Below are 23,951 nucleotides of genomic sequence, written 5' to 3'. Positions count from 1 at the left end.
CTTATCGGCGGAAATTGCCGCGCAGTATAACCATGCCCCCTAGGCGGGCAAAGCGCCGCGCGTGCCCCGGCAGCGCTGAAACTGGTTAGAATGTGCGCCTTTTCATGGGGCCGCCGGCCCTGTGCGGATCATCTGCCAAGCTGGGAGTGAACGCCTTGCGCGAAATCGTCCTGATCAACATCACCGGGGAAGATCGCCCGGGCCTGACCGCGGCCATTACCGGTGTCCTCGCCCAGGGCGGGGTGAATATCCTCGACATCGGTCAGGCGGTGATCCACGACACCCTGTCGTTCGGCATCCTGGTGGAGATCCCGGATACCGAACAGGCCTCCTCGGTGCTCAAGGACGTGCTGTTCACCGCCTACAAGCTGGATCAGCAGGTGCGTTTCACCCCGGTTTCCGAGTCCGACTACCAACAGTGGGTTGGTGGCCAGGGCAAGCCGCGTTATATCGTCACCCTGCTGACGCGCAAGGTCACCGCCGAGCAGCTGCAGCGGGTCAGCTCGATCACCGCCAAGTACGGCCTGAATATCGACCATATCGATCGCCTGTCCGGGCGTATGCCGCTGGATACCCCGGCTGACCAGGGCAAGGGCTGCATCGAGTTTTCCGTGCGCGGCGAGCCGGCCGATGCGGTGGCGCTGCGCGCCGAGTTCCTCAGCGTGGCTCAGGAACTGAACGTCGACATTGCCTTCCAGCGCGACTCGCTGTTCCGCCGCAACCGGCGTTTGGCGGTGTTCGACATGGATTCGACGCTGATCGAGGCCGAGGTGATCGACGAGCTGGCCAAGGCCGCCGGCGTCGGTGCGCAGGTGTCGGAAATCACCGAGCGGGCGATGCGCGGCGAGCTGGATTTCCGCGCTAGCTTCAAGGAGCGCATGGCCCTGCTGCAGGGCCTGCCGGAAAGCGTACTGGCCGAAGTCGGCGCCTCGCTGCGCCTGACCGAGGGCGCCGAAGTGCTGTTCGCCGAACTCAAGCGCCTGGGCTACAAGACCGCCATCCTCTCCGGCGGTTTCAGCTACTTCGCCAAGCAGCTGCAGGCCAAGCTGGGCATCGACTATGTGTTCGCCAACGAGCTGCAGATCGTCGATGGCAAGGTCACCGGCCAGGTGGTCGAGCCGATCGTCGATGCCCAGCGCAAGGCCGATCTGCTGCGTGAGCTGGCGGCGAAAGAGGGGCTGCGGCTAGAGCAGACCATTGCCGTCGGCGACGGCGCCAACGACCTGCCGATGCTCGGTCTGGCCGGCCTCGGCGTGGCCTTCCGCGCCAAGCCGCTGGTCAAACAGTCGGCCAAACAGGCGATCTCCACCCTGGGCCTGGATGGCATTCTCTATCTGCTGGGCTTTCGTGACCGTGACGGGCATGAGTGAGGTGTTTGTCCAGCCATAAAAAAACCGCCTTCCGGCGGTTTTTTTATGGCTGCAGAGCCGGTTATTCGTCGCCAGCAGAGAAGTCGTAGTCCATCGACTGGCTGGGGCCCTGCAGGTAGTGGCCCTGGATGTAGTTGACCCCGGCCTGCCAGAGGGTGGCCAGCACGCTGGCGCTCTCGACGAAGGGCACGATGGTCAGCTTGGCCTGGGCGTGCAGGCTGGCCAGCAAGGTTTTCAGGGCTTCCTGGTTCTCGGCCTTGGACAGGTCCTGGGCGAACGAGCCGTCGACCTTGACGAAATCCACGTTGAGGTACTTGAAGGTGTTGAACGGGTTCAGCGAGCAGCCGAACTGGCTCAGGGCGACTTTGCAGTGCAGTTCGGCCAGGCCTTGGGTCAGGGCCTTGGCCTGCTTGAGGAAAGCAATCGCATCCGGTTCGCCGATCTGGAACACCAAGGCGTCTGAGGGCAGGCGTGCGGCCTTGAGTGCCACGCTGAGCCAGGGCAGCAGGGTCTGATCCTGCAGGCTGCTGGCCGACAGGTGCACGAACAGGCGGGTGCTGTGGCCCTTGCTGCGGTGTTCGGCCAGCAGCTTGATCGAGTTGAGGATCACCCAGCGGTCGATCTTCTCGGCCAGCCCGGCTTCCTTGGCGGCGGCCAGGAAGTCGCCGGGCGGTACTTCCACGCCTTGCGGATTGAGCAGGCGTAGCAGTACTTCGTAGTGTTCGTCGCTGTCACCGCGCAGGCTGATGACCGGCTGGAACAGCAGGCGGAAGCTGTTGTTCTCCAGCGCCTGTTGCACCATGGCGACCAGATTGCCGCGGTTGGCTGCCGCGGCCAGCTCGTCGGCCGGGTTGTACAGTTTGAGGGCATTGCCGCCGTCGATCTCGTCGGCGCAGCGGTGGGCGCGATCAATCACGTCCTGGGCGCGCGCAGTCTTCTCGTTGAGCCCGGCAACGCCAATCGACAGGGTGGTCTGCACAGTGCGGCCGCTGACGTCGAACAGATGGCCTTCGACTTTTTTCAGCAGGTTGTGCAGCGCTTCGCGGGTTTGTTCTGGCGTCTGTGTGGGCAGCAGAACCGTGAACACGTCATCGGCGAAGCGCGCCAACTGGGCGTCAGTACCGAAGTGATTGCGCAGCAGGTTGGCAATGTCGGTGAGCAGCAGGTCGATGCCGGCCAGGCCGACTTCGCCGACCATGGCGGCATAGCGGTCGATACAGATATAAGCCAGGCTCGACACCACGCCGGCATTGACCGCGCGCTCGGCAGCGGCGTCCATCAGCTCGATGAAGTGAGTACGGTTGAACAGGCCGGTGACCAGATCCTGGCTGCTGATTTCGCGCAGTTTTTCTGCCAGCTCGGCGTTGTCGCTTTCCGCACGGATCACTACCTGGATGCACGGCTCGCCATCGTAGGTGGCCGGGGAGAAACCCATGCGTGCCTGGAAGCGCTGGCCGTCGGCCTTGACCCCGGTACAGGCCAGTTCGGCACTGCCATCGGCGCTGGAGTAGTTCTTCAGGAAGTCCTTGAACGCGCTTTGATCCTGCGCGGCGATCAGGTCGATCATCGGCATGCCTTCGAGTTCGTCGGCATCCTCGTAGGCGAACATCTGCAGGTAGGCGCGGTTGGCATAGATATGCATGCCGTCGTGGACGTAGGTGATGGCGTCCACGGAACTGTCGAGCAGCAACTGGCAGCGCTTCTCGGCTTCGCGCAGGGCCACTTCGGCGGCGCGGCGGGCGCGGCGTTCTTCGAGGTTGGCCAGCTCGCGATTGGCGACCAGGATCAGGCGCTCGTCTTCGCCCTGGGGCAGAGCATCCTGGGCGCCGAGCATCAGGGCTTCGGTGATGTTGTCGGAGTCGTTACCGTCGACCAGCAGGATGACCGGAATGTCCTTGGCCTGGCGGCGAATGGCGCCGATCACTTCGCTGGGTTCGAGGTGTTCACTGGTAGGCGCTGCAATCAGCAAGTCCCAGCTTTGCTGCAGGGCTTCTGCCAGATTGTCGCCCGAGGTGATGCGGTGAACGCGCGTGGCGCGCCCGGAATTGCGGAACAGGCTGACGAGTCGCTCGGCCTCGTTCTGCGAATCTTCAAGAATCAGCAGACGGATGGTTTTTTTTTCGATGGCCATGGTTTTTGCTTGGAAAGCGCCGAAGAACGGGCGCAAAAAGGCGACAAAAGGTGCGTTCTGGCAATCTACAGTGACTTCCAGAGCGAGTCAAAATCTTCCTCCCCGCTCTTGCCAGGGCGTTCTTGAGCTGTGACCGGGCTCCCGGCTGGAGCACTCTGCTGCTCCAGTTTGCGGTACTCGAACTGACTGAAACTACCTGTGCTGGTCTGTCGTCGGCTAAGAATGGCGCGCAGCTCCTGACCATTCAGGTTGACGCTGACCTTGTTGCTTTCCTGGAAGGGCAGGCGCGGGGTAATCAGGCTTGCCGGGCGCGAAATGGCACTGATTGCCGGCAGCAGCAGGGCGCGCAGGTAGTGGCTGCTCTGCTCGTTCTTGCGCAGCAGCTGCAGGCCACAGGGTTGGGCCTGCGGGGCGATCAGTTCGATGCCCATCTGCGTGCCGCCACCGCGAACCTGGCGAATCCAGCGCACGACCGCCACGCTCCAGTTGTGTCCGGGGGCATCCTGGATGCCGAGCAGTTCACCGGCCTGCATCTGCCCCGGCACTTCGCGCGGCCAGCTCAGGCAATAGCCGCCCGGGCTGTGGTTGATGATCGGCAGCTCGAAGGTCGGGTGGCTCTCTTCGACTCCGACAACAAGGTCGGCAGACTTGTGACTGCTGCTCTTGTATTCGATTTCCTCCATCGTCGAGTCCCAATGGCTTTCGCGCTTGGCATCGAAGGCGCCGGACCAAATGTCCGGACCGTCGCCGATTCTCTTCGAGTTGAACTTGGCGCTGCTGTGCGCCGCCTCCGGGCGTTGCAGGACATCGGCAAAGCTTTTCCGGCCGGCCAGGAAGAAATGTACGGCGGTCATGCCAATGCACAGGGTCAGGCTGCCCTTGCCCGGATTGCGCTGGAAGGTGCGCTCGGAAATATCGCCCCAGGCGGAACTGAGGTGCTGCAGCAAGTCCAGGCTGATCCCTTCGGGGACCGGGAATTTCTGTGGGTCGCGACTTTCTGCGGGCAGTAACAGGTATTCCTTGATCGAGTCGACCAGGCCATGGGGGTCGAGGCCGAGCAGGTTGGGCAGTTCGTTGTCACTGAACAGCGACTTGTAGCGGGGTGGGCCGTCCTGCCGCGAGGCAATCACGAACAGGCTGTGCGGCTGCTCGGCGCCCTGCAGTTCGACCCGGCTGCTCCAGCCTTCAAGAGCCTCTGCCAGGCGCGCGATGCTGCTCTGGCGCAGCTGGTTGCAGCGGGCACAGCCGAGCAGCAGGGCGGCCAGGTAGGTCTGTTCCTGGCTCAGGCTTTTGCTGCTGTGGGCCAGCGGATCACTGACCTGAGCGTGCTCCAGGCCGTGCTTGCGGGCAATCCGATGCAGTTGGTGCAGCTCCAGCCACAAGCCTTCCGGTACCGGACAATACAGCTGGCTGGCGCGCACCAGTGGGCCGTACAAGCTGTGGCTGGCGCGCTGCAGGGCGACTGCCAGCAGTTGACTGCGGTCTTTACTGAAACGCGGCACTTCCTGGGTGATGATCAGCTTGTAGCCGATGGCCAGGTGGTTCTGCAGGGCCTGGCAGAGGTTGGCGACCTTGCGCGGACGCTCGTCGAGGACAATGGACTGGTTGAGGAAGTGGCGCTCCAGGTGACGGCAGACGTAGTACACCTCGGGGCGGATCAGCTCCAGCATTTGCAGGCGATTGTCGGTGGGGGTAATCAGCTGGTTGAGCTCGACCAGGCTTTGATACAGCTGGCGTGCTGTCTCGCCGATGTTGGCCTTGGGCAGGCCGGCGATCCAGCGCTTGAGCTCGCGCGGGTTGGCTTCGCAGAAGGACAGGCCCTGCTTCTCCGGAACCGGAACACGCAAATGCAGATGAGGGCTCTGTTTATCCATTCTTGATGATTATCCGCAGGGCTCTGGCTGACACGGCCAGGCCCGGCTGCTTTTGTCTGTTGTTTCCGGAACTCTAGCAGCATCCCGTGGGCACTGCAGCCAGAGGATGACTGGGGTGTTATCGGTAATTGGGACCTTGTGCGCTGGCTCGTGTTCCCTTAGCTGTCCTGCTGCATGGCCGCTGCCGACTCGGCTGCGCCGCCGCGAATCCAGCCATCGCCCGCGCGCAGCACGGCACTGGCTGCCCAGTTGGCCAGGTCCTGGCGCCGGCATACGCCGGTATTGCCCATGCCGGAGCCGGCGATCACCTTGTAGATCACCTGATCGCGCAGACCGCGTCCGGGCTTGCCGGCGTCGATCACCTGGCGCACGGCCCAGGCATTGCCGGGCAGGGCATTGCTGTAGCAGGCGCCGAGCAGGATGTCGCTGGCTTCCAGGCGTCTGGCTTGGGCGTGTTGCTGGGCCAGCTGGATGATTTCCAGCAGGTCATCGAAACGGATATCCATATAGGAATCGACCTGGCGCAGGGCGTGGTAGAAGTCTTCCGCGCTGAGACCGCCGGGATTGCTGGCGGGTTGCTGCGGGGCCAGTGCCGCCGGATAGCGGCGCCAGGGAAACAGGCAGTTGAACAGTACGGCGACCAGCAGGATCACCGCGACATTGAGCAGAACCGGGCTGAGCACGAAGGCGAAACCCAGGTCATGGATTGCCGTACCACCGACGACCGCGCTGAGTGCCGTGGCGCCACCCGGTGGATGGATGCAGCGTGTGTACTGCATGGCCAGGATGGCCAGGGCCACGGCCAGCGCAGGAGTGAAGGGCGAGCCCGGCAGCAGTTTCTGGCAGATCACCCCGATCAGTGCCGACAGGCCATGTCCGCCAATCACCGCCCAGGGTTGCGACAGGGCGCCGTGTGGCACTACGAACAACAGCACGGCGCTGGCGCCCATCGAGGCGACCACCCAGAAAGCCGCTTCGCTGGGCAGCAGCCAGTGGGTGACTGCGTAGATCAGGCTAATGCCGACGAAGGCACCCAGGGTCGCCAGGTACTTTTCCAGGTGGCTGGTGGCATCCGTGCCCCAGCCCAGCAGACGCAGGCAGCGTTGCCAGAAACCGCTGTGCATGGCCAGGGGTTAGCTGCGTGGGTGCGCCAGCGCCTGGCCCATGCGCACCGGGCTGCCGGCGATCAGGCCCTCGGCCCACTGCACTTGTTGCGGGCCAAACAGCACGATGGCGGTGGAACCAAGCTTGAAGCGGCCCAGTTCGCCGCCCTTGATCAGTTCGATGGCGGCGCGCGCGGTTTCATCGTAACGGATGGTTTTCAGCTCGCGCTTCGGCGGGGTGATCAGCCCGGCCCACACCGTTTCGATGCTGGCGACGATCATGGCGCCGACCAGTACCACGGCCATTGGTCCGCGCTCGGTGTCGAACAGGCAGACCACGCGCTCGTTACGGGCGAACAGCTCGGGGACGTTTTCCGCGGTGGTCTGGTTGACCGAGAACAATCGGCCGGGCACATAGACCATTTCCTTCAGCGTGCCGCCCAGGGGCATGTGCACGCGGTGGTAGTCCTTGGGCGACAGGTAGATGGTGGCAAAGTCGCCGCCCATGAACGGTGCGGCGCGCTCGGCATCGCCACCGAGCAGTTCCAGCACGCTGTAGCTGTGGCCCTTGGCCTGGAAGATGCGGCCCTGTTCGATCGGGCCGAGCTGGCTGACCGCGCCGTCGGCCGGGCAGAGGGTGGCGCCCGGCGTTGCATCCAGCGGGCGGGCGCCGTCTTTCAGGGCGCGGGTGAAAAAGGCGTTGAAGTGTTCGTAGGCAGTCAGGTCTTCGACCTGGGCCTCGCTCATGTTGACCTGGTACTGCTTGGCGAACCAGCCGATCAGGCGATCCTTGAACCAGGCGGCGCGGCATTCGGCGGCGCAGCCGATCAGGCGCGACAGCAGGTGGTGTGGCAGCAGGTATTGGCTGAGGATGAACAGGCGCTGTTTCATGGGGATTCCTTGAAGGGTGGCAAGCCATTGCGCATCTGGCCGCCGTACGGCAGATCCGCGAAGTAGAGGGTTAACGCTCGACCGGTGTGTCGGGATGGTTGCCCCATTCCGACCAGGAGCCGGCATAGGCCTTGACCCGTGGGTAGCCGAGCGCCTTGGCGGCGAGATAGGTGAAGCCGGAGCGGCGGTGGGTCTGGCAGTGGGTGATCACTTCCTTGTCGGTCGTGATGCCCAGATCGGCCAGTACCTGCGCCAGGTCGCTGCGGATGCGCAGGCCGTGCTGGGCGTCCATGCCAGCGGTCCATTCGAAATTGATCGCCCCGGGAATATGCCCGTCCTTGGCGGCGAGGACTTTTTCGCCGCTGAACTCGGCCGGCGAGCGTGCGTCCCAGATCGCCAAGTCGGCCGCACCTAGGCGGCTCAGCAGGTATTCGCGGGAGGCCGTGGGCTCGTCATGCAGACTGAGCACCGGCGTGCCACTGGCGCTGGCAGTTGGCTCCGGGGTGACGTCGCGACCTTCGCTCAGCCAGGCCTGCAAACCGCCATTGAGGTAGTGGTAGCGAGCATGGCCGATCACGTCGAGCAGCCAGATGAAGCGCCCGGCCCAGCCACCACCCTCGTCGTCATAGACCACGTAGACCGCATCCGCGCGATGGCCCAACTCACCGAACAGGGCTTCCAGCTGGGTCTTTTCCGGCAGTAGGCCCGGCGCCGGCGGTTGGCCCAGCTGGGTGCGCTTGCTGTCGACCCAGTGTGCTCCGGCAATGTGCCCTTGTGCGTAACGGGCGGCGGTGCTGAGGTCGACCAGAATCAGTTCGGGTGCTTGCAGGCGGTCGGCCAGCTCGGCTGGTTCGATCACCAGCGGCAGGGAGGAAAAGGCAGACATGCAGGGCCTCGGGGTCGGTCAAAGGGCGCAATTGTAGCGGAAGACCAGGCGCCGCGGCGGGCAAAGCTGTCCCGATAACGTGGTAGGGCCGACAGTCAGGAGGTGGTAAACCGGTTCTAAGCGCCGCGGCGGGCAAAGCTGGTCAGGGCCCGTTCGATGCACTGGGCCGTCTTGCTGAAGACCTGCAGCTGGCCGTCGCTGATCGCGCCGCCGTTCTGGTCGGCGATCAGCAGCATCACTACCCGGCCATTGCTGGCCAGCGAGCGCAGCAGCAGGTGTTCGCCGGCGAACAGGGCCTTCAGGCTACCCGGCAGCAGCGCAGAGAATTGCGCCATGTTGGCGGGGCTCAGGCGCAGCTGTCCGGGCTGGGCGAGTAGGCGTTTGAGCACCTGGCTGTGCGCCGGTTCGAGGCGCAGTTGCCCGGCCTCCAGCGGCAGGCCCGCCGCCTGCTGGGTGATCAGGCGCGTGTGAGTGCGATCGGCCAGCAATAACAGCACGCGCGGGAAGCCGCTGGCGAGCAGGGCGGCGCGGGCACAATCGGTCAGCTGCAGGGTGTTGGCAAAGGACGAGGGGGTGGCCAGCAGGCGGGCACACTGGGTCTTCCACTCGTTCGGCTCGCTTTTGACGACAGCAGGGGGCGACTTCAACTGCAGGCGGCAGGCATTCCACGGCCACAGCAGTGCTTCGGCCGGATGCCAGAGATCAGCTTGGGCATGTTGCCAGGCGCTCTGCACGGCTTGCTGATGCACCAGTTGTTGTACTTCACCCAGCGTGCTGTGCAGGTACAGGCCGGTCAGGCGTTGCCAGCGCTGGCTATGCTGGCAGCTCCAGTTGTGGTGGGCAGACAGGGCCAGGCCGTTGGCCAGCAGGATGCTGTTGCCGGGCTGGGTCAGCCAGCGGCGCAGGTGCGGGTCGGCGTCGAGCATCTGTTGCTGGTGCAGGGGATGTTCATTGTCGTGGGCGATATGCAGTGCCTTGACCAGCAGGCGGCGATCCTCGACCAGCAGGCGATAGCCCTGCACGATCCAGTCTGGCAGGCGCCAGTGGCGGGCCAGCGCCAGGCACAGCTGCAGCAGCGGGACACCGAGCAGTTCGCGCTCGACGCGCGCCGCCGGCTCACCTTTGCCGAGCACCCGCTGTTCCCATTCGTTGAACAGCTGTGGGTGGTTGTATACCAGTGGCCACAACGGGGCGAAGAACAGCAGGCTGCCCCAGTGGATCTCCTGCCGCAGGCGTGCCAGGCGATTGGCGAACAGGCCATTGGCCTGTTGCGCGGCATGCAGGCTGATCAGTTGCAGCTGGCGCAGCTCACGCGGAATCTGTGCCACATCCAGTGCCGGAATCTGGTTCAGCAGGGCTTCGGTGCGGCTCAGGCCCAGGCGGGTGAGCGCCTGTTCCAGGCTTTCGGCCGGCTCGCTGAGGCTGCTGCCTTTGCGGTTGGCTTCGCGGATCAGGGTCAGGGCAATGGCTGGGCTATCCTGCATCAGCTCGGCGATTTCACGCAGCGAGCGGCGGCTGTCGAGCAAGGCTTTGCGCACGCGCTCGTGCTGTTCGCTGGCAACGGGTAGGCGAGCGCCGTCGAGCTGCTTGAGCCAGGCGTCGAGCGTTTGTGGAACGGGCTTTTGAGTGGGCATGCAGGTTGAGCCAAACTGGCTTTTCGCCTTTACTGCCTATAGTCTGGCGCAATACTTCCGATAAATAGAAGGGTTGTTTTACAGAACCCTTACGACTCACCTTTCAAGCTCATTTCCCCTATGGCAAAAATCCTCGGCATTTTGGTCGTACTCGGCAGCGTGCTCGGCGGCTTCATTCTGTCGGGCGGTAAGTTCATGGCGCTGATCCACCCCTTCGAGGTGATGATCATTGGCGGTGCAGCATTGGGTGCCTTTCTCCAGGCCAACCCCGGCAGCACCTTCATGCATGTGTTCAAGAAGTCGCTGAAGATGTTCAGCTCGCGCTTCACCCACACCTTCTATCTGGAGGTGCTGAAGCTGCTCTACGAGATCCTCAACAAGAGCCGTCGCGAAGGCATGATGGCCATCGAGGCGGATGTCGAGGAGCCCAACGCCAGCCCGATCTTCAGCAAGTACCCGGCCGTGCTCAAGGATGCGCATATGACGGCGTTCATCTGCGACTACCTGCGCATCATGTCCTCCGGCAACATGGCCCCGCATGAGCTGGAAGGCCTGTTCGACATGGAGCTCAATGGGCTCAAGGAAGAACTCGAACATCCCTCCCACGCCGTGGCTAAGGTGGCGGACGGCATGCCGGCCATGGGTATCGTCGCCGCGGTACTGGGTATCGTGATCACCATGTCGATCCTCGCTTCCGCGGACAACGCGCAGATCGGTGAAAAGGTGGGTACCGCACTGGTGGGTACCTTCCTCGGCATTCTCGCCTCCTACGGTTTCTTCGGCCCGCTGGCCGATGCCCTGGGGCACGATGCCAAGGAAGAGCTGAACCTTTACGAAGCGATCAAGGCAACCCTGGTGGCCTCGGCTTCCGGCATGCCGCCCACGCTGGCCGTGGAGTTCGGGCGCAAGGTGCTGTTTCCCGCGCATCGGCCGAGCTTCAGCGAGCTCGAACAGGCCATGCGCGGTAGCTAAGGGCCATGGAAAACAACCAGCCAATCATCGTCAAGCGGGTCAAGAAGGTCGCCGGCGGCCACCATGGTGGTGCCTGGAAGATTGCCTTTGCCGACTTTGCCACCGCGATGATGGCGTTTTTCCTGGTGATGTGGCTGATGAGCTCGGCTACGCCCGAACAGAAACGGGCGATTTCCGGCTACTTCCAGGACCCTATCGGCTTCACCGAAAGCGCCAGTCCTTACGTCATCGACCTCGGTGGTACGCCGACTCCGGCGCCGGATCGCACGCTCAATCCCGAGATGAAAGATGCCCCGGATGCTCTGGAGTCCACGGTGGATACCGAGGACACGCCTGAGGAGCTGGAGATCAAGCAGGCTGAGCAACTGGCCGAGCAGGTCGAGCAGGAGCGTCTGGAGATGCTGCTGCAGGAGTTGCAGACCAAGGTCGACGAGAATCCGCAGCTGCAGAAATTCAAGGACCAGATCCTCTTCGAGATCACCCAGGATGGCCTGCGTATCCAGATCATGGATGCCGAGAACCGGCCGATGTTCGCCCTCGGCAGCGCGCGCTTGCAGCCGTATTTCGAGGACATCCTGCTGATCCTCGCCGAGACCATCAAGGCGGTGCCGAACAAGATCAGCGTCAGCGGTCACACCGATGCCAAGCCCTTTGCCGGCGAAGGCGATTTCGGCAACTGGGAACTGTCGGCCAACCGTGCCAACGCCGCGCGCCGCACCCTGGTCGCCGGTGGCTATCCGGACGAGCGCGTCGCGCGGGTGGTGGGGTACGCCTCGTCAGCCTTGTTCGACCGCAATGATCCGTTCAATTCGGTCAACCGGCGCATCGATATCATCGTGCTGACCAAGAAGGCCCAGCGTGCTATCGAGGGTGAGCAGGACGGTGATGGTGAGGTCGCCCCGCCGGCCGATGCCCTGCCGGATCCGGGAATTGCTCCCTTCGGTGCCGAGCCGCCCGCGGCGGATGCGCCGGTGCCGGCGCCTGAGCTGCGCGAGAAGCTGAACATCTTCGAAGATGGTGCCCTGCAGTTCGACGAGCCCAGCGAGTAGTGGGTGTCGAAACAAGAAGGCCGCGAATTTCGCGGCCTTCTGCTTTTTGCGCTAGCGGAGATCAGTATTCAGCGGCTGGCAGGCTGGCCAGGATATGCCGGTAGCTGGCCATCCGGTTTGGCTGGATGCGGCCATCTTCCAAGGCCTTGAGCAGGGCGCAGCCAGGTTCGCGGTCGTGCTTGCAGTCGCGGAAGCGGCAGGTGCCGAGCAGGTCGCGGAACTCGATGAAGCCGGCTTCGACGTCGTCGCGGCTGACGTGGCCGAGGCCGAATTCGCGGATGCCGGGAGAGTCGATCAGCTCACCGCCGCCGGGGAAGTGGAACAGCCGCGCGGTGGTGGTGGTGTGAGTGCCCTTGCCGGTGACTTCCGACAGCGGGCCGACACGGGTGTCGACGCCGGGCAGCAGGCTGTTGACCAGGGAAGACTTGCCGACCCCGGACTGGCCGACGAACACGCTGACATGCCCATCCAGGCGCTTCTGCAGTTCATCCATGCCGCCACCTTCGTGGGCGGACACTTCCAGCAGCGGGTAACCCAGCTGGCGGTAGGTGGTCAGCAGGCCGTTGAGATGGGTTGAGTTCTCTTCATCGACCAGATCTGCCTTGTTCAGTAGCAGCTGCGGCTGGATGCCGGCGTGCTCGGCGGCGATCAGGTAACGGTCGATCAGGTTGGCGTGGGCGTGCGGCAGCGGGGCGAAGACGATGACGATCAGGTCGACGTTGGCGGCCACCGGCTTGAGCTGGCCACGCATGTCCGGGCGGCACAGCTCGGAGCTGCGCGGCAGCTGCGCGACGATCACGCCGATGCCCTGGTTGCCGGCACGCCAGACCACGCGGTCGCCGGTGACCAGGGTCGGCAGGTTGGTGCGCAGGTGGCAGCGGCAGACCTGGCCGGCCTGTTCGCCATCCAGTGCCTCGACCTCGACCTGAATGCCGAAGTGGGCGATTACCAGGCCGATCTGCTCCGGACCCAGGTCACCACCCTCGAGCTCGTCGAGCATGCGTGATTCGCGCTTGGCAGCGCGGGCGGCACGCTCTTCCTGAACTTTATCGATGCGCCAGGTTTGGCGGCGGGTGAGTTGGCGTTTGGCCATGACCTTTCCGGGGGAAGTGAAACGGCCGCGAGTTTAGCACGCGGCCCGGGTGCTGGCTGTGGAGACTCCTGAGCTGGTACAACAGGCGCAGCCTTCAACTACTGCCGGATGTCCGTCGCCCCATGTTCGATCTTCTGCGTAATCGCTACCCGGCCGTACTGGCGTTGCTCGCCCAGTTGCTGGCCCTGCTCGGCGTGGCGCTGTTGCTGGTGTTGCTCAAACAGCTGGCGGATTGGCGCCTGCCGCTGTGGCAGGCTGCCGTCTTGCAGGGCGGCCTGGCCGCGGCGCTGGGGCACTGGCTGGGTTTGCGCCGTTGGTGGTTGCCGCTCAACGTCGCCTTCGTGCCGGCGCTGCTGGCCCTGCAGGTGCGCGAGTTGCCGTCCTGGTGGTTCCTCGGTGCCTTCGTGTTGCTGCTGCTGGTCAACTGGAACAGCTTTCGCGAACAGGTGCCGCTGTACCTCAGTGGCGCGCGCACCCGCCAGCGCCTGAGCGAGCGCCTGGCCGGGCTGCCGGCGGACTTTCGCTTCATCGATCTGGGCTGCGGTCTGGCGGGCACCCTGGTGCAGCTGGCGCGTGACTACCCGCAGGCGCGTCTACACGGGGTGGAGACGGCGCCGCTGGTATTTCTCTGCGCCTGGTTGCGTTGCCTGCCGTACCGTAATTGCCGGGTGCGCTACCGCAGCCTGTGGCACGAGGCGCTGGGCTCGTACGACGTGGTCTATTGCTTCCTCTCGCCGGCCCCGATGGCGCAGCTGTGGCAGAAAGCACGCGAGGAAATGCGTCCTGGTGCCCTGCTGATCAGCAACAGTTTCGAGATTCCGCAGGTGCCGGCGCAGGAAATCATCGAGCTGCAGGATTGGCGCGACTCACGCCTGTTGCTCTGGCGGCTGTAGCCTGCTGCTAAACTGGCGCCTTGGACTCAGGAGTAATCGATATGCCGCAGAACCCCAACAACCTGATCTGGATCGACCTGGAAATGACCGGGCTGGAGCCGGAGCGGGACGTCATCATCGAGATGGCTACCATCGTCACCGACAGCGACCTCAACATCCTCGCCGAAGGCCCGGTGATCGCCGTGCACCAGAGTGATGAACTGCTGGCGAGCATGGACGAGTGGAACACCCGTACCCATGGCGAGAGCGGCCTGACCCAGCGCGTGCGCGAGAGCAAGGTCGGCCCGGCCGAGGCAGAGGCCATGACCATCGCCTTCCTCGAACAGTGGGTGCCGAAAGGCAAGTCGCCGATCTGCGGCAACAGCATCGGCCAGGATCGGCGCTTCCTCTATAAGTACATGCAGAACCTGGAAGCCTACTTCCACTACCGCTACCTGGACGTGTCGACCCTGAAGATCCTCGCCGGCATGTGGGCGCCGCAGGTCAAAGACTCGTTCCAGAAGCAGGGCACTCACCAGGCGTTGGACGATATCCGCGAGTCGATTGCCGAGCTGAAGCACTATCGTCAGCACTTCCTGAAAGTCTGAGAGACTGCCCACGACCTTCTGGCTGTCGGCCAGGCTGCGTTAGAAATGGCCTCGGAATGCTCATTTACAGCTCGTAAACTCCGCTTCCTCGGCCCTTTCTGCCTTGCCTGGCTCTAATCCAAAAGGTCGTGAACAGTCTCTGCGCCTCAAGGCCCGCTTACGCGGGCTTTTTCATGCTTGGGCGTGGCGCGCCAGCGCCCACTCGACATGCTCGCGCACCAGCTCAGAGGGATGTTCGCGGCGTGCCTTGAGCGCCTCCAGCACTGGGATGCTCGACGGCGCATTGCCCAGGCCCACGGCCAGGTTGCGTAGCCAGTTCTCATAGCCTGTGCGGCGCAGCGGCGAGCCTTCGGTGCGGCTGAGAAACTCCTCCTCACTCCACAGGAACAGCTCGGCCAGGCTGCTGTTGTCCAGGCCGTGGCGCGGCTGGAAGTCGCCCTGGCTGGTGGGGCGGGCGAAGCGGTTCCACGGGCAGACAATCTGGCAGTCGTCGCAGCCGAATACGCGGTTGCCGATCAGGCTGCGCAGCTCGACGGGAATCGCGCCTTTCAGTTCGATGGTCAGGTAGGAAATGCAGCGCCGCGCATCCAGCACATAGGGGCCGACGAAGGCGTTGGTCGGACAGATGTCCAGGCAGGCGCTGCAGCGCCCGCAGTGCTCGCTGGCATGGGGTTCGTCGACCGGCAAGGGCAGGTCGACGAACAGTTCGCCGAGGAAGAACCAGCTGCCGACCTTGCGGTTGAGCACCAGGGTGTTCTTGCCGATCCAGCCGAGCCCGGCTTTTTCCGCGATGGCCTTCTCCAGCACCGGTGCGCTGTCGACGAAGGCGCGGTAGCCGAACGGGCCGATGGTGGCCTGGATGCGCTCGGCTAACTGCTGCAGGCGCTTGCGGATCAGCTTGTGGTAGTCGCGGCCCAGTGCGTAGCGCGACACATAGGCGTGCTCGGGTTGGGCCAGGCGCTCGGCCATCTGCGTGTCGCCGGGCAGGTAGTCCATGCGCAGCGAGACCACCCGTAGGGTGCCCGGCACCAGTTCATCCGGGTGCGAGCGTTTGCTGCCGTGGGCGGCCATGTAGTCCATCTCGCCCTGGTAGCCGGCGTCCAGCCAGCGCTGCAGGTGCTGCTCATGCTCGCCCAGCTGCACGTCGGTGATGCCGACCTGCTGGAAGCCCAGCTCGCGGCCCCAGTCCTTGATGGACTGCGCCAGGTGCACGAGATCGGGAAGGGAGGTCGACATGCTGGAGTGGTAACCGGAGGGAGATGGGTATAATTCTGCCAGACCTCGCCGGAATCACCGAACCATGTCGCTTGCCCAAGACCTATTGCCCTTGCCGTTGTACACCGCCGCCCAGGCGCGCGAGCTGGATGCACGGCTGATCGCCGCCGGTACGCCCGGTTTCGAGCTGATGCAGTGCGCCGCCCATGCCGCCTGGCGCGCCCTGCGCCGGCGCTGGCCGCAGGCGGGGGAAGTCAGCGTGCTGGCCGGCGCGGGCAATAACGCCGGCGACGCTTATCTGCTGGCGGCGCTGGCGCACAAGGCCGGCTGGGCGGTGCGGGTGCTGGCGCTGGGCGAGCCGACGCGGCTGAGCGGCGACGCGGCCCTGGCCTGCGCCGAGGCGCGCGGTGCTGGGGTGGCGATCGAAGCCTGGCAGGGCGAGGCGCAATTGCGCGGCATTGTGGTTGATGGGCTGCTCGGCACCGGTTTCCACGGCGCGCTGCGTGCGCCCTATGCAGAAGCCATCGAGCAGATCAACGGCAGCGGCTTGCCGGTGCTGGCGCTGGATCTGCCCTCCGGGCTGCATGCCGATAGCGGCCAAGTCGCCGAACAGGCGGTGCGTGCCGACCTGACAGTGAGCTTTATCGGCCTCAAACTCGGCCTGTTCACCGGCGATGCGCCGGACTGGATTGGCGATCTGCAGTTCGACGACCTGCAAGCCGATCCGCAGCTGCTGGCGGCCCAGCCCTGCACGGCGCTGCGCCTGGCCGGCGCCCAGGTGCCGCGCCTGGCGCCGCGCTCGCGTACCGCACACAAGGGCCTGTTCGGTCATGTGCTGGTGGTGGCCGGTGATCGCGGTTTCGGTGGTGCGGCCCTGCTGGCGGCGGAAAGCGCCCTGCGCAGTGGGGCTGGCCTGGTGACACTGGCAACCCGCGGCGAACATGTGGCCGCCAGTCTGGCGCGGCGCCCGGAAGTCATGTGCATGGCAATCGACTCGACCTATCAGCTGCCGCGTCTGTGCGAACAGGCCGATGTGCTGGTGGTCGGCCCAGGCCTGGGTCGCCAGGCCTGGGGCCGTAGCCTGCTCAGTGCGGTGGCGGCCAGCCCGCGGCCGCAGGTGTGGGATGCCGATGCGCTCAACCTGCTGGCTGACGGGGCGGTCGAGTTGCCGGCCGACAGTGTGCTCACCCCGCACCCCGGCGAGGCGGCGCGCCTGCTCGGTTGCACTGCGGCCGAGGTGCAGGTCGATCGTCCGGCGGCGGCGCTGGCGTTGGCGCAGCGTTACCAGGCAGTGGTGGTGCTCAAGGGCGCCGGCAGCCTGATTGCCGCACCTGACGGCCGCTTGCTGCTGGCTGATCGTGGTCATCCGGCCATGGCCGGTGCCGGCCTCGGCGATGTCCTGGTCGGGCTGATCGGCGCCCTGCGCGGCCAGGGGCTGGGCGCCTTCGACGCCGCGGCGCTGGGCGTCTGGCTACACGCCAGCGCTGGACAGCTGCTTGGCGCTGGTGGTCGAGGTCTGGCGGCCAGCGATCTGATCCCTACCATTCGTCAGTTGCTTGAGGAGCATTGTGCATGCCTGCAGTAAGTCTTTATGCCGAGGGCGAGGAGGCCATGCTGGCCCTTGGCGCGCGCCTGGCAACACTGACCGAAGGGCAGGGCATCATCTATCTGCATGGCGATCTGGGGGCGGGCAAGACCACCCTCTCACGCGGCATCGTGCGCGGCTTTGGCCATGTCGGGGCGGTGAAGAGTCCGACCTTTACCCTGGTCGAGCCCTACGAGCTGGGTGACAAGCGCATCTTCCATTTCGACCTGTACCGCCTGGCCGATCCCGAGGAGCTGGAGTTTCTCGGCATCCGCGACTACTTCGACGGCGCTTCGCTGTGCCTCATCGAGTGGCCGCAGCGCGGCGCCGGCGTTTTGCCAAAGGCTGACCTGGACATTACCATTAGCCCGCAAGAGTCCGGTCGTGCGCTGCTGCTGCAGCCACACAGTGCGCGGGCCGAGGCGTGGTGCACGGCCTTATGTGCTGCCTAATAAGAGTTTGTCTATAAAAATGGGGAAGGCTATGCGCATGCGTGCGCTGTTTGGCGGAGTAGGGCTATTGTTGGCGGCATTGGCTGTCGACGTGCTGGCCGCGACGGAAGTGCGCAGTGTGCGCCTGTGGCGTGCGCCGGATAACACCCGCCTGGTCTTCGACCTGTCTGGTCCGGTGCAGCACAGTGTATTCACCCTGGCGGCGCCCAATCGCATCGTCATCGATGTCAGCGGCGCCACCCTGGCTGCCCGACTCGATCAACTGTCGCTGAGCAATACGCCGATTACCTCGGTGCGTTCGGCGCAGCGCTCGCCTACCGATCTGCGCCTGGTGCTCGACCTGTCGGCGGCGGTTTCGCCCAAGAGCTTCACCCTGGCACCCAATCAGCAGTACGGTCATCGCCTGGTCGTTGACCTGTTCGATGATGCGACAGGTGCGGCGCCGACTGCCCCGGTAGCCCCCCCTGCCTCTACCACGGGCAATCAAGCACCTGTCGCGGGAGCTGCCTTGCCGCCGGCGGTTGCGCCGAGTGCCTCGGCCAGCAGCTTGCCGCCGATTCCGGGTAGCAAGCGTGACATCGTAGTGGCTATCGATGCCGGTCATGGCGGTGAGGATCCTGGTGCCCTGGGCCCAGGCAAGAAGCTCTTCGAAAAGAACGTGACCCTGGCGATCTCCAAGGAGCTGCAGCGGCAGATCAACGCCGAGAAGGGCTTCCGCGCCGAGCTGGTGCGCACCGGTGACTATTTCATTCCGCTGCGTCGGCGCACCGAGATCGCCCGCAAGAAGGGCGCCGACCTGTTCGTCTCCATTCATGCCGATGCCGCACCACGGGCCGCCGCCTTTGGTGCGTCGGTGTTCGCCCTGTCGGATCGCGGCGCTACCTCGGAAACCGCACGCTGGTTGGCGGATAGCGAAAACCAGTCGGACCTGATCGGTGGTGCCGGTAACGTTAGCCTGGACGACAAGGACCGCATGCTCGCCGGTGTATTGCTCGATCTGTCGATGACCGCGTCGCTGTCTTCCAGCCTGAATGTCGGGCAGAAAGTGCTCAGCAACATGGGCAGCATCACCCCGCTGCACAAGCGCCGGGTCGAACAGGCCGGTTTCATGGTGCTGAAATCGCCGGATATTCCCTCGATCCTGGTCGAAACCGGCTTCATCTCCAATCCCAACGAGGCGCGCAAGCTGTCCAGCGGCAGCCACCAGCAGGCCCTGGCGCGCTCGATCACCACCGGGGTCAAGCAGTTCTTCCAGCAGAACCCGCCGCCCGGTACCTACGTTGCCTGGCTGCGCGATACCGGCAAAATCGCCCCGGGGCCGCGTGAGCATGTAGTCACCTCCGGCGAGAGTCTGGCGCTGATTGCCCAGCGTTATCAGGTCAGCCTGGCTGCGCTGCGCGGGGCCAACTCGCTGAAATCGGACACCATTAAGGTCGGCCAGACCCTGAGCATTCCGGCCACTGCGCTGGCGGCCCAGCCGTGAGTGGCGGGGCGCGCATCCAGCTGCTTAGCCCGCGGCTGGCGAACCAGATTGCTGCCGGCGAGGTGGTCGAACGGCCGGCCTCGGTGATCAAGGAGCTGCTGGAAAACAGTCTGGACGCCGGTGCGCGACGCATCGACGTGGAGGTCGAGCAGGGCGGTATCAAGCTGCTGCGCGTGCGCGATGACGGCGGTGGTATTCCCGCCGACGACCTGCCGCTGGCTCTGGCGCGGCATGCCACCAGCAAGATCCGCGAGCTGGAAGATCTGGAAAGCGTGATCAGCCTGGGCTTCCGTGGTGAAGCGCTGGCCTCGATCAGCTCGGTGGCACGCCTGACCATGACCTCGCGCACTGCCGACGCCGAGCAGGCCTGGCAGGTGGAAACCGAAGGTCGTGACATGGAGGCGCGAGTTCAGCCGGCGGCGCACCCGGTCGGTACTTCGGTGGAAGTGCGCGACCTGTTCTTCAACACCCCGGCGCGGCGCAAGTTCCTGCGCGCCGAGAAGACCGAATTCGATCACCTGCAGGAAGTCATCAAGCGCCTGGCTCTGGCCCGCTTCGATGTGGCCTTCCACCTGCGGCATAACGCCAAGACCGTATTCGCCCTGCACGAAGCGCCGGACGAGGTCAGTCGTGCCCGTCGCGTCGCCACCGTCTGTGGCCCGGCTTTCCTCGAGCAGGCTTTGCCTATCGAGATCGAGCGCAGCGGCCTGCGCCTGTGGGGCTGGGTCGGCCTGCCGACCTTCTCGCGCAGCCAGGCGGACCTGCAGTATTTCTACGTCAACGGCCGCATGGTGCGTGACAAGCTGGTCGCCCATGCCGTGCGCCAGGCCTACCGTGACGTGCTGTTCAACGGCCGCCATCCGACCTTCGTGCTGTTCCTCGAAATCGATCCGGCGGTAGTCGACGTCAACGTACACCCGACCAAGCATGAAGTGCGCTTCCGCGATGGCCGCATGGTGCATGACTTCCTCTACGGCACCCTGCACCGCGCCCTCGGCGAGGTGCGTCCGGAAGATCAGCTGGCGGCCCCGGCAGCGGTCAGTCAGATGGTGCGTCCGAGCGGACAGGCGGCTGGTGAGTTCGGCCCGCAGGGCGAGATGGGGTTGGCGGCGAATATGCTCGAGCAGCCTGTTGCACAGGGCTCGGTCTGGCGCTCGCCGGGTGCTGGCTACCAGGCGCCGCGTACCGAGTCGGCCGTGCCGGCTGCCGAGGCGCAGGGCGCCTATCGCGAGTATTTTGCCCCGCTGCCCGAAGCGGCGCCGGTTGGTTTGCCGCAGGCCCAGGGCGATATTCCGCCGCTGGGTTACGCCCTGGCTCAGCTCAAGGGCGTGTATATCCTCGCCGAGAACGCCCAGGGCATGGTGCTGGTGGATATGCATGCGGCCCATGAGCGCATCACCTACGAACGGCTGAAGACCGCCATGGCCTGCGAAGGGCTGCGCGGCCAGCCCTTGCTGGTGCCGGAGTCCATCGCCTTGAGCCAGCGCGAGGCCGATTGCGCCGAGGAGCATGGCAGCTGGTTCCAGCGCCTGGGCTTCGAGCTGCAGCGCCTGGGCCCGGAAAGCCTGGCGATCCGGCAGATCCCGGCCCTGCTCAAACAGGCCGAGGCGACCCAACTGGTGCGTGACGTGCTGGCTGATCTGCTCGAATACGGCACCAGTGACCGCATACAGGCCCATCTCAACGAGCTGCTGGCGACCATGGCCTGCCATGGTGCGGTGCGCGCCAATCGGCGCCTGACCCTGCCCGAGATGAACGGTCTGTTGCGCGACATGGAGCACACCGAGCGCAGTGGCCAGTGCAACCACGGTCGGCCGACCTGGACCCAGTTGGGCATGGACGATCTAGACAAGCTGTTCCTGCGCGGCCGCTGAAATTACTCCCTAAGCTGCTGCGCTTGCTCATGCGGCGTTAAAAATCGGTTCGGAATGCTCATTTACAATCGTAAACTGCGCTTCCTCACCGATTTTTGCCTTGCCTGAGCTGCGCTCGCGACGCTTAGAGAGCGATTTGAAACCATGACTGAGCGCTTGCCTCCCGCAATTTTCCTGATGGGCCCGACCGCTGCCGGCAAGACTGATCTGGCCCTGGCGCTGGCTGATGTCTTGCCCTGTGAGCTGATCAGCGTCGACTCGGCCTTGATCTACCGGGGCATGGACATCGGTACCGCCAAGCCGGATCGCGCCACCCTGGAGCGTTACCCGCATCGGCTGATCGATATTCGTGACCCCGCCGAAAGCTATTCCGCTGCCGAATTCCGTGCCGATGCTCTGGCGGCGATGGCCGAAATCACGGCGCGTGGGCGTATTCCCCTGCTGGTTGGCGGCACCATGCTGTATTTCAAGGCGCTGCTCGAAGGCCTGGCCGATATGCCCGGCGCCGATCCGGCTGTGCGCGCCGAGCTGGAGGCGCGCGCGGCCGTCGAAGGTTGGCAGACCCTGCACCGCGAGCTGGCTGCGGTCGATCCGGAGTCGGCCGCGCGCATCCATCCGAATGATCCGCAGCGCCTCACCCGTGCGCTGGAGGTTTATCGGGTCAGTGGCCTGAGCATGACGGCGCATAGGCAGCAGCAAGCCGCTGAAAATAGCGGCTCTAGAGCTCCCGGAATGGCACATTTGCCTTATACTGTGGCACACCTCGCCATTGCGCCGGAGCAGCGACAAGTGTTGCACGCCCGGATTGCCCAGCGTTTTCATCTGATGCTGGAACAAGGCTTTGTCGAAGAGGTCGAAGCGTTGCGCCAGCGTGGTGATCTGCACGCTGGCTTGCCGTCGATTCGTGCAGTCGGTTACCGCCAGGCGTGGGATTATCTGGATGGCAAGCTGGATCGCGACGAAATGACGCAGCGGGGGATCATTGCCACGCGTCAGCTGGCCAAGCGGCAGTTTACGTGGCTGCGCAGCTGGGAAAACCTGCATTGGCTGGACAGTCTGGCCAGTGACAATCTTTCTTGTGCCTTGAAATACCTGAACTCGGTCTCCATATTGAAGTGAGACCTTTTCGGCGGCCGTCTATCCTCGCTTATTGAGCGTGATACGGCATAAGCCACCTTTGCTTTACTACATTTGACCCTACAGGAGTGCGGCACATGTCAAAAGGGCATTCGCTACAAGACCCTTACCTGAATACCTTGCGTAAGGAACGCGTACCGGTTTCCATCTATCTGGTGAACGGCATCAAGCTGCAAGGCCAGATCGAATCCTTCGACCAGTTCGTCATTCTGCTGAAGAACACTGTCAGTCAGATGGTCTACAAACACGCTATCTCGACCGTCGTGCCGAGCCGCCCAGTCCGCCTGCCGAGCGCAACCGAAGGCGAGCAGACCGAGCCGGGCAACATTTGACGGGAGTCTGCCTTGTTTTTTGAGCGCCACGGTGGTGGTGAGCGGGCCATCCTCGTTCACCTGGATGGCCAGAATCCCGAGGCGCGTGAAGACCCGCAGGAGTTCCGCGAGCTGGCGTTGTCTGCCGGTGCGGATGTGGCAGTTTTCGTCAACGTGCCGCGTCACCAGCCCACTGCCAAGTTTCTGGTTGGCAGTGGCAAGGTCGAGGAGCTGCGTGACCTGGTCCAGACCGAAGAAGTCGACCTGGTCATCTTCAACCATACCCTCACACCCAGCCAGGAGCGCAACCTCGAGCGCGTCTTCGAGTGCCGGGTGCTCGATCGTACGGGGCTGATCCTCGATATCTTCGCCCAGCGCGCGCGTACCCATGAAGGCAAGCTGCAGGTCGAGCTGGCTCAGCTGGATCACATGAGCACCCGTCTGGTGCGCGGCTGGACCCACCTTGAGCGGCAGAAAGGTGGTATCGGTCTGCGCGGGCCGGGTGAAACCCAGCTGGAAACCGACCGCCGCCTGCTGCGTGTGCGCATTCGCCAGATCAAGCAGAAACTCGAGAAGGTGCGCAGCCAGCGGGAGCAGGCGCGGCGCGGGCGCAAGCGCGCGGACATTCCCTCGGTATCGCTGGTCGGCTATACCAACGCCGGCAAGTCCACGCTGTTCAATGCGCTGACCACCTCCGAGGTGTATGCCGCCGACCAGCTGTTCGCCACCCTCGATCCAACCCTGCGTCGTCTCGAGCTGGATGATCTGGGGCCGGTGGTGCTGGCCGATACCGTGGGTTTTATCCGTCACTTGCCGCACAAGCTGGTCGAGGCGTTTCGCGCCACTCTCGAAGAGTCGAGCAACTCCGACCTGCTACTGCATGTGATTGATGCCTACGAGCCGGAGCGTGACCAGCAGATCGAGCAGGTCATGGCCGTGCTGGGCGAGATCGGTGCCAACGAGCTGCCGATGCTCGAGGTGTACAACAAGATCGACCTGCTGGAGCACGTCGAGCCGCAAATCCAGCGTGACGGCGACGGCAAGCCGCTGCGCGTGTGGCTGTCGGCGCGTGATGGCAAGGGTCTGGAATTGCTGCGCCAGGCTGTGGCAGAGCTGCTCGGTGAGGATCTGTTTGTCGGCACCTTGCGTTTGCCGCAGCGCCTGGGGCGTTTGCGGGCGCAATTCTTTGCGTTGAACGCCGTGCAAAGCGAAGAGCATGACGAAGAGGGCGATATTCTCTTGGCCATCCGCCTGCCGCGTGTAGAGTTGAATCGGCTGGTCAGTCGGGAAGGCTGGAAGCCTCAGGAATTCCTCGAGCAACACACTTTGCAATAAAGCCTGCCACATCGTTTTTGCGGCAAGCGGCGGGCATTCTGTAGCATTGGGCGGCGCGCCGTGGGCGCGTCTTTGC

General features: G+C 64.3%; 20 protein-coding genes. 12 read left to right on the top strand and 8 right to left on the bottom strand.

All coding sequences use genetic code 11. The annotated features are described in order from the left end of the window. Window positions 1–155: 155 nt before the first annotated feature. Window positions 156–1,370 carry a phosphoserine phosphatase SerB gene (gene serB, locus HNE05_RS17655; RefSeq protein ID WP_173209757.1) on the top strand — a complete coding sequence of 405 codons (1,215 nt, stop codon included), beginning with the start codon at window positions 156–158 and terminating at the stop codon, window positions 1,368–1,370. A 61-nt stretch (window positions 1,371–1,431) separates the two neighbouring features. On the opposite strand, the gene HNE05_RS17650 is transcribed toward serB, so the two are convergent. From HNE05_RS17650 to HNE05_RS17625, 6 genes are all read right to left on the bottom strand, one after another. After that, on the bottom strand, window positions 1,432–3,501 hold the full coding sequence (locus tag HNE05_RS17650; protein ID WP_173209755.1) for an EAL domain-containing response regulator: 2,070 nt from the start codon (window positions 3,499–3,501) through the stop codon (window positions 1,432–1,434). Between the two features lie 65 nt (window positions 3,502–3,566). Further along, window positions 3,567–5,375, bottom strand: coding sequence for a molecular chaperone (locus HNE05_RS17645; RefSeq protein ID WP_173209753.1), 1,809 nt, complete (start codon window positions 5,373–5,375; stop codon window positions 3,567–3,569). Window positions 5,376–5,533: 158 nt separating this feature from the next. After that, on the bottom strand, window positions 5,534–6,499 hold the full coding sequence (locus HNE05_RS17640; protein WP_240008774.1) for an HPP family protein: 966 nt from the start codon (window positions 6,497–6,499) through the stop codon (window positions 5,534–5,536). A gap of 9 nt (window positions 6,500–6,508) precedes the next feature. Further along, window positions 6,509–7,369, bottom strand: a complete 861-nt coding sequence (gene asd / locus HNE05_RS17635; protein ID WP_420826978.1) for an archaetidylserine decarboxylase — start codon at window positions 7,367–7,369, stop codon at window positions 6,509–6,511. A 70-nt stretch (window positions 7,370–7,439) separates the two neighbouring features. Beyond that, the gene (locus HNE05_RS17630) at window positions 7,440–8,255 is read right to left on the bottom strand and encodes a rhodanese-like domain-containing protein (protein ID WP_173209752.1); all 816 of its coding nucleotides are present in this window, start codon (window positions 8,253–8,255) and stop codon (window positions 7,440–7,442) included. A gap of 116 nt (window positions 8,256–8,371) precedes the next feature. Beyond that, complete coding sequence (locus tag HNE05_RS17625) at window positions 8,372–9,889, bottom strand: HDOD domain-containing protein (protein WP_173209750.1); 1,518 nt, start codon at window positions 9,887–9,889, stop codon at window positions 8,372–8,374. A gap of 120 nt (window positions 9,890–10,009) precedes the next feature. Between HNE05_RS17625 and motA the strand changes: the two genes are divergently transcribed. Together motA and motB are read left to right on the top strand one after the other, a co-directional pair. Next, the gene (gene motA, locus HNE05_RS17620) at window positions 10,010–10,861 is read left to right on the top strand and encodes a flagellar motor stator protein MotA (protein ID WP_173209748.1); all 852 of its coding nucleotides are present in this window, start codon (window positions 10,010–10,012) and stop codon (window positions 10,859–10,861) included. 5 nt (window positions 10,862–10,866) lie between these two features. Continuing rightward, entirely contained in the window at window positions 10,867–11,910 is a 1,044-nt protein-coding gene (gene motB / locus HNE05_RS17615; protein WP_173209746.1) for a flagellar motor protein MotB, read from the top strand. Between the two features lie 61 nt (window positions 11,911–11,971). Here motB and rsgA read toward each other — a convergent pair whose 3' ends face one another. After that, window positions 11,972–13,003, bottom strand: a complete 1,032-nt coding sequence (gene rsgA, locus HNE05_RS17610) for a small ribosomal subunit biogenesis GTPase RsgA (RefSeq protein ID WP_173209744.1) — start codon at window positions 13,001–13,003, stop codon at window positions 11,972–11,974. Window positions 13,004–13,125: 122 nt separating this feature from the next. On the opposite strand from rsgA, the gene HNE05_RS17605 reads away from it, so the two are divergent. Continuing rightward, the gene (locus HNE05_RS17605) at window positions 13,126–13,896 is read left to right on the top strand and encodes a class I SAM-dependent methyltransferase (protein ID WP_173209742.1); all 771 of its coding nucleotides are present in this window, start codon (window positions 13,126–13,128) and stop codon (window positions 13,894–13,896) included. 41 nt (window positions 13,897–13,937) lie between these two features. Next, entirely contained in the window at window positions 13,938–14,483 is a 546-nt protein-coding gene (gene orn, locus HNE05_RS17600) for an oligoribonuclease (protein ID WP_173209740.1), read from the top strand. Window positions 14,484–14,654: 171 nt separating this feature from the next. On the opposite strand, the gene queG is transcribed toward orn, so the two are convergent. Beyond that, entirely contained in the window at window positions 14,655–15,719 is a 1,065-nt protein-coding gene (gene queG, locus HNE05_RS17595; protein WP_173209738.1) for a tRNA epoxyqueuosine(34) reductase QueG, read from the bottom strand. Between the two features lie 64 nt (window positions 15,720–15,783). On the opposite strand from queG, the gene HNE05_RS17590 reads away from it, so the two are divergent. The 7 genes from HNE05_RS17590 to hflX all read left to right on the top strand — a co-directional run bounded on the left by HNE05_RS17590 (window position 15,784) and on the right by hflX (window position 23,875). Next, window positions 15,784–17,283 carry an NAD(P)H-hydrate dehydratase gene (locus HNE05_RS17590; RefSeq protein ID WP_173209736.1) on the top strand — a complete coding sequence of 500 codons (1,500 nt, stop codon included), beginning with the start codon at window positions 15,784–15,786 and terminating at the stop codon, window positions 17,281–17,283. After that, window positions 17,271–17,735, top strand: a complete 465-nt coding sequence (gene tsaE, locus HNE05_RS17585; protein WP_173209734.1) for a tRNA (adenosine(37)-N6)-threonylcarbamoyltransferase complex ATPase subunit type 1 TsaE — start codon at window positions 17,271–17,273, stop codon at window positions 17,733–17,735. The genes HNE05_RS17590 and tsaE overlap by 13 nt, the downstream gene beginning before the upstream one ends. 19 nt (window positions 17,736–17,754) lie before the next feature. Further along, the gene (locus tag HNE05_RS17580) at window positions 17,755–19,218 is read left to right on the top strand and encodes an N-acetylmuramoyl-L-alanine amidase (RefSeq protein WP_219637207.1); all 1,464 of its coding nucleotides are present in this window, start codon (window positions 17,755–17,757) and stop codon (window positions 19,216–19,218) included. Continuing rightward, on the top strand, window positions 19,215–21,092 hold the full coding sequence (mutL, locus tag HNE05_RS17575; RefSeq protein ID WP_173209730.1) for a DNA mismatch repair endonuclease MutL: 1,878 nt from the start codon (window positions 19,215–19,217) through the stop codon (window positions 21,090–21,092). Before HNE05_RS17580 ends, mutL begins: the two co-directional genes overlap by 4 nt. 144 nt (window positions 21,093–21,236) lie before the next feature. Then, window positions 21,237–22,211, top strand: coding sequence for a tRNA (adenosine(37)-N6)-dimethylallyltransferase MiaA (gene miaA / locus HNE05_RS17570; protein ID WP_173209728.1), 975 nt, complete (start codon window positions 21,237–21,239; stop codon window positions 22,209–22,211). Between the two features lie 95 nt (window positions 22,212–22,306). Then, a complete protein-coding gene (gene hfq, locus HNE05_RS17565) occupies window positions 22,307–22,561 on the top strand; it encodes an RNA chaperone Hfq (RefSeq protein ID WP_173209726.1) in 255 nt (84 codons plus the stop codon). 12 nt (window positions 22,562–22,573) lie between these two features. After that, window positions 22,574–23,875, top strand: coding sequence for a ribosome rescue GTPase HflX (gene hflX, locus HNE05_RS17560; protein ID WP_173209724.1), 1,302 nt, complete (start codon window positions 22,574–22,576; stop codon window positions 23,873–23,875). The last annotated feature ends 76 nt before the right edge of the window (window positions 23,876–23,951 follow it).

Origin of the sequence: Pseudomonas campi (genome assembly GCF_013200955.2) — a bacterium.
Classification (GTDB): Bacteria; Pseudomonadota; Gammaproteobacteria; order Pseudomonadales; family Pseudomonadaceae; genus Aquipseudomonas; species Aquipseudomonas campi.
The sequence above is the reverse complement of the archived record's forward strand: the minus strand, read 5'-3'. Positions and strand labels throughout refer to the sequence as shown.

Bases quoted from the DNA above. Each gene is read 5' to 3' on its own strand.
- HNE05_RS17650 (WP_173209755.1), bottom strand. From the start codon at position 3,501: ATGGCCATCGAAAAAAAAACCATCCGTCTGCTGATTCTTGAAGATTCG.
- HNE05_RS17645 (WP_173209753.1), bottom strand. From the start codon at position 5,375: ATGGATAAACAGAGCCCTCATCTGCATTTGCGTGTTCCGGTTCCGGAG.
- HNE05_RS17640 (WP_240008774.1), bottom strand. From the start codon at position 6,499: ATGCACAGCGGTTTCTGGCAACGCTGCCTGCGTCTGCTGGGCTGGGGC.
- asd (WP_420826978.1), bottom strand. From the start codon at position 7,369: ATGAAACAGCGCCTGTTCATCCTCAGCCAATACCTGCTGCCACACCAC.
- HNE05_RS17630 (WP_173209752.1), bottom strand. From the start codon at position 8,255: ATGTCTGCCTTTTCCTCCCTGCCGCTGGTGATCGAACCAGCCGAGCTG.
- HNE05_RS17625 (WP_173209750.1), bottom strand. From the start codon at position 9,889: ATGCCCACTCAAAAGCCCGTTCCACAAACGCTCGACGCCTGGCTCAAG.
- motA (WP_173209748.1), top strand. From the start codon at position 10,010: ATGGCAAAAATCCTCGGCATTTTGGTCGTACTCGGCAGCGTGCTCGGC.
- motB (WP_173209746.1), top strand. From the start codon at position 10,867: ATGGAAAACAACCAGCCAATCATCGTCAAGCGGGTCAAGAAGGTCGCC.
- rsgA (WP_173209744.1), bottom strand. From the start codon at position 13,003: ATGGCCAAACGCCAACTCACCCGCCGCCAAACCTGGCGCATCGATAAA.
- HNE05_RS17605 (WP_173209742.1), top strand. From the start codon at position 13,126: ATGTTCGATCTTCTGCGTAATCGCTACCCGGCCGTACTGGCGTTGCTC.
- orn (WP_173209740.1), top strand. From the start codon at position 13,938: ATGCCGCAGAACCCCAACAACCTGATCTGGATCGACCTGGAAATGACC.
- queG (WP_173209738.1), bottom strand. From the start codon at position 15,719: ATGTCGACCTCCCTTCCCGATCTCGTGCACCTGGCGCAGTCCATCAAG.
- HNE05_RS17590 (WP_173209736.1), top strand. From the start codon at position 15,784: ATGTCGCTTGCCCAAGACCTATTGCCCTTGCCGTTGTACACCGCCGCC.
- tsaE (WP_173209734.1), top strand. From the start codon at position 17,271: ATGCCTGCAGTAAGTCTTTATGCCGAGGGCGAGGAGGCCATGCTGGCC.
- HNE05_RS17580 (WP_219637207.1), top strand. From the start codon at position 17,755: ATGGGGAAGGCTATGCGCATGCGTGCGCTGTTTGGCGGAGTAGGGCTA.
- miaA (WP_173209728.1), top strand. From the start codon at position 21,237: ATGACTGAGCGCTTGCCTCCCGCAATTTTCCTGATGGGCCCGACCGCT.
- hfq (WP_173209726.1), top strand. From the start codon at position 22,307: ATGTCAAAAGGGCATTCGCTACAAGACCCTTACCTGAATACCTTGCGT.